Annotated in this window: 2 protein-coding genes; both read right to left on the bottom strand. The window is 72.8% G+C overall.

From position 1 onward, the window contains the following. Positions 1 to 374 precede the first annotated feature (374 nt). Entirely contained in the window at positions 375 to 1,787 is a 1,413-nt protein-coding gene (locus ABD308_RS32590) for a family 2B encapsulin nanocompartment shell protein (protein ID WP_344343112.1), read from the bottom strand. 431 nt (positions 1,788 to 2,218) lie between these two features. Then, positions 2,219 to 3,562 carry a KamA family radical SAM protein gene (locus ABD308_RS32585; protein ID WP_344343110.1) on the bottom strand — a complete coding sequence of 448 codons (1,344 nt, stop codon included), beginning with the start codon at positions 3,560 to 3,562 and terminating at the stop codon, positions 2,219 to 2,221. Between the last annotated feature and the right edge of the window lie 945 nt (positions 3,563 to 4,507).

Here is a 4,507-nt window from a genome sequence, read left to right as displayed (position 1 = left end):
CCGTCGGGGAGCGCGCCGCCGCCGAGCCGCTCGCCAACGCGCAGAGCGCGGCCACACCGGCCGCCGCGCCGATCAGCCGGATCCGCCGCGCCCCGGGGCCGCCGGAGGCACCGTGTCCGGCGACGGGCGCCGGGCTCCGGTCCGCCGTCACGACGACCCGTCCATCGGTATCCGCCGGGGCGGCTGCGGCTGCGGCATGTGCTCCGTGCACCTCTCGTGTCGGCAGGAGGTCGGCCGCGCCGGGAAGGGGGCCGACACCGGACGGCCCGCCGCAAGGGCGGGCCGTCCGGCATCCGGTTAAACGATCATGCGGTGGACCGGGTTACGCCCGGCCCGGGGCGGGCCCTCCGGGGACGGCCCGCCCGAGCTGCGCCTCAGCGGCGCCCGTGCGCGATCTCGACGTTCTCCAGCACACCGACCGCGTCCGGGACGAGGATCGCGGCGGAGTAGTAGGCACTCACAAGGTAGGAGATGATCGCCTTCTCGTCGATGCCCATGAAGCGGACGGACAGGCTTGGCTGATACTCGTCCGGGATTCCGGTCTGGTGCAGGCCGATGACGCCCTGGTTGTCCTCGCCGGTACGGATGACCAGGATCGAGCTGGTGTTCTCCTTGCTGATCGGGATCTTGTTGCACGGCAGGATCGGAACGCCGCGCCACGCCGGCACCTGCTGCCCGCCGAGGTCGACGTGGTGCGGGTAGAGCCCGCGCGCGTTCAGCTCGCGGCCGATCGCGGCGATGGTCCGCGGGTGGGCGAGCAGGTAGTCGGGGTCGCGGCGGCGGTTGAGCAGCTCGTCCAGGTCGTCCGGGGTGGGCGGGCCGGAGTGGGTCTGGATCCGCTGCGAGAACTCGGCGTTGTTCAGCAGGCCGAACTCCGGGTTGTTGACCAGCTCGTGCTCCTGGCGCTCGCGCAGCGCCTCGATGGTCAGCCGCAGCTGGTGCTCGATCTGGTTCATCGGCTGGTTGTAGAGGTCGGCGACCCGGGTGTGCACCTTGAGGATCGTCTGGGCGACGCTCAGCTCGTACTCGCGCGGCTTGAGCTCGTAGTCCACGAACGCGCCGGGGAGCTGGTACTCGCCGTGGTGGCCGGCCGACATGGCGATCTCGGCCTCGCCGCGCTCGTTCTGCGCCTGGAGCGGCAGCGCGAGGAACGCCTCAAGGTGCTCCCGCAGCGCGGGCGAGTTCTCCCGGATCTGCTCGAAGTCCCGGCGGGGCAGTGACAGCACGGTGCCGGCGGTCACCGTCTTGGCGGTGAACTCCCAGACGGCGGCCGGGTCGAGCACCGCGTGCTCGCCGAAGCGGTCGCCGTCACCGAGCACGCTGACCACCGTCTCGTCACCGTACTTGCCGGTGCCGATCTGGTTGATCTTGCCGTGCGCGATCAGGTAGATCCGGTCCGCGTGCTCGCCGCGCTCGGCCAGCACCTCGCCCGGGCCGAAGTCACGCTGCTCGCAGCGGTCGGCCAGCGCGGCCAGCACCTCCTCGTCCTCGAAACCGCGCAGCAGGGCGAGTTCGCCGAGCTCCTGCGGGATGACCCGGACCTCGGAACCGGTCTTGATGAACTCCACCCGGCCGTCGCCGACGGTGTAGGTGAGGCGGCGGTTGACCCGGTAGGCGCCACCGGCGGCCTGCACCCAGGGCAGCACCTTCAGCAGCCAGCGGGAGGTGATCTCCTGCATCTGCGGTGCGGACTTGGTGGTCGTCGCAAGATTGCGGGCAGCGGCCGTCGTCAGGCTGGTCTGCTGGGCCACCTGCGGTGTCTCCGGCGTGGTCGTCTCCACGGACATCGGCAGGGCTCTCCTTTGTGTGATCGGGGCACGCCGACCCGTCGGACGGCCGGCGACAGCCGGGGAATCGGTATCGACGGATCATCAGATACGCGTATCGGTGGGAGTTTTGGTGGCCTTCGCGATGCGGTGCTCCCCGCTCGGGCGATCCATCGGAACCCTAGATCACCAAGGCCCGGGCAACCCCGCACCGCCGCCAAGCGCCCCCCGATAGGGTGAATCTCTCCGATCGGAAGGTTTGAATCCGAGGACCGTGCCCGACCGGGGCCGCGCGTTTCTGCGCATGCGAATCGCCCAGACGTAGGAACGATTCACCCCGCCCGAACGGAGGAGCGTGAAGGCCCGCACCCCAGCCGGTGGGGCGCGGGCTCGTCAAACACCTGTTCGAGATTCGAACACAGTGCGATTCCGGTCCGCGGCAGGGGCTCGGATCAGACCAGGACGGGTTCTTCGGCGAACCGGGGCTCGGAGGCGAACCACGGCCGCCGTTCGAACGACGCCGGCCGCAACTGGTCGAACCAGGTGGCCCGTTCGTCATACCGGGCGAAGAACGGCAGACCCACCCGATCCGCCTCACGGGCCTGAAGGAAGCGGCAGACGAAGACCCGCTCGCCGCCGATCTCGGCCACCCCGTCCACGCAGACCTTGCCCGGTCCGGCCGACATCACCGGCCCGCGCGCCGTCCGCTCCAGCCCCGACACCTGCCGCACGGCGTCCCGGTAGATCCCCACCGCCCGCGCCAGCGGCACCTCGAAGTAGGAGCTGGCACCGGTGTCCCGTTCGACGAACAGGTAGTACGGCACGATGCCCAGGCCCACCATGTCCCGCCAGAGCCGCGCCCACACCGCCGGATCGTCGTTGACGTGCCGGATCAGCGGCGCCTGCGCCCGGATCACCGCGCCCGTCGAGCGGATCCGCGCCACCGCCGCCCGCACCGCGTCCCCCGCCAGCTCGCGCGGATGGCTGACGTGCGCCATCACCGCCACCTGCCGTCCGGCGGCGACCGCGCGTTCGAACAGCCGCAGCAGGTCGTCGGCGTCCGCGTCGGTGGTGAACCGGTGCGGCCACCAGGCCAGCGCCTTGGTGCCCAGCCGGATCGTGCGCAGGTGCCCGGTGTCCGGGCCGAGCAGCGGCTCGACGTAGCCGGCCAGCCGGGCGGTGGACATGATCAGCGGATCGCCGCCGGTGATCAGCACGTCGGAGACCTCGCGGTGGGCGCGCAGGTACTCCAGCGCGGTCGCCGGGCCCGGCAGGCTCTGCCGCAGGTCCGGCTCGCCGACGAACTGCGCCCAGCGGAAGCAGTAGCCGCAGTAGGCGTGGCAGCTCTGCCCCTGCGCCGGGAAGAGCAGCACCGTCTCCCGGTACTTGTGCTGGAGTCCCGGCACCGGACGGCCGTGCAGCTGCGGGATGTTCTCCTCCAGCTGCCCGCCCGGGTGCGGGTTGAGGGACCGCCGGGCGGCCGCGACCGCCTCCGCCAGCCGCTCCTTGGGAGCGCCCTCGGTGAGCAGCGCGGAGATCCGCTCGAAGATCTCCGGCGGGAGCATGTCCCGGTGCGGGAAGGTCAGCCGGTACATCGGGTCGTCCGGGACGCGGTCCCAGTCGATCAGCTCGTCGAGGACGTGGTTGTTCACCTTGAACGGCAGGACGGCCGCGACCACCGCGATCTCGTGCCGCAGCCGCTCGCCCGCCCCGGCGAGCTGCGGCAGCCCGGCCAGCCGGTGGCCGGGGATCGCGCGCAGCTTCGGCCGCCGGCCGGCCGCGGGGTCGTCGTTCACGCCCTGGTCTTGTACGGTTCGCACCCGTGTCACCCTTCTCCCGGCCGCTCCCCGCGGCCCTGTGGGCAGCCTAACCGTCGCGGCGTGACCCCACGTCAGGGGGATTGGGTGGTCGGGTGGTTGAGACCACCTGGCCGTTCGGCGACGGCCCCCGGGGCGGGCCCGGGGAGCGCCGGTGCGCGATCCACCACAGGCCGCTCACCACGACGGACAGCACGATCAGCACCAGGGCCATGACGGGCCAGCGGCTGTCGGCGAGCCGGAGGTCGGCGACCAGCAGGACCCCCACCGCCACCAGCGGGACGAGCAGCGCGACCAGCACCCGGCCGGCGGCGGCCACCATCCCCGGCGAGGCCCTGGACCCGGGAGAGCCGGGCCAGTCGGCGGGCTCCCCGCCGAAGTGGAAGGCGAGCGCGCGGGCGGCCAGCCGGTCGGTGGCCCGGTTGTAGGAGAACGCCATGTAGGGCAGCCAGATCAACGGGGCGACGGTGCCCACCAGGAGCACCAGGGCGAGCAGCCCCCAGTCCAGCGCGGTGCGCCAGCGGGACGGCGGTGGAACGACGTCCTCACTGGTCAGCCCGAGCAGGCGGGCCATCCGCCACAGCAGCGAGCCGAAGCCCCGGAACCGGCCGGGCCGGCCGGTCCGCGGCGGCGGGCCGGCGGCGAGCGCCCGCTCGGCGGAGGCGAGGTCGGGGTGCGCCCCCTGGAGGACCAGCAGCTCGGGGGCGCGGGCCCGGTCCGCGGGGTCCTTGCCGGTGAGGGCGGCGACCTCCAGCAGGAGCTGCCCCTGGGCCAGCAGCGCGGTGCAGAACGCGAACGGGGCCATCCAGAGGAAGGGGCCGGCGACGAAGGCGCCCTCGCTCTGGCTCACCCGGCGGGCGTGGTCGACGGCCCGCCGGGCCAGCTCCGGCTCAGCGGCCTCCGGGTGCGCCGCCCGGAGCGCCG

It is taken from the genome of Kitasatospora putterlickiae, assembly GCF_039527695.1.
GTDB lineage: Bacteria > Actinomycetota > Actinomycetes > Streptomycetales > Streptomycetaceae > Kitasatospora > Kitasatospora putterlickiae.
This window is presented reverse-complemented; position numbering and strand designations above follow the sequence as displayed.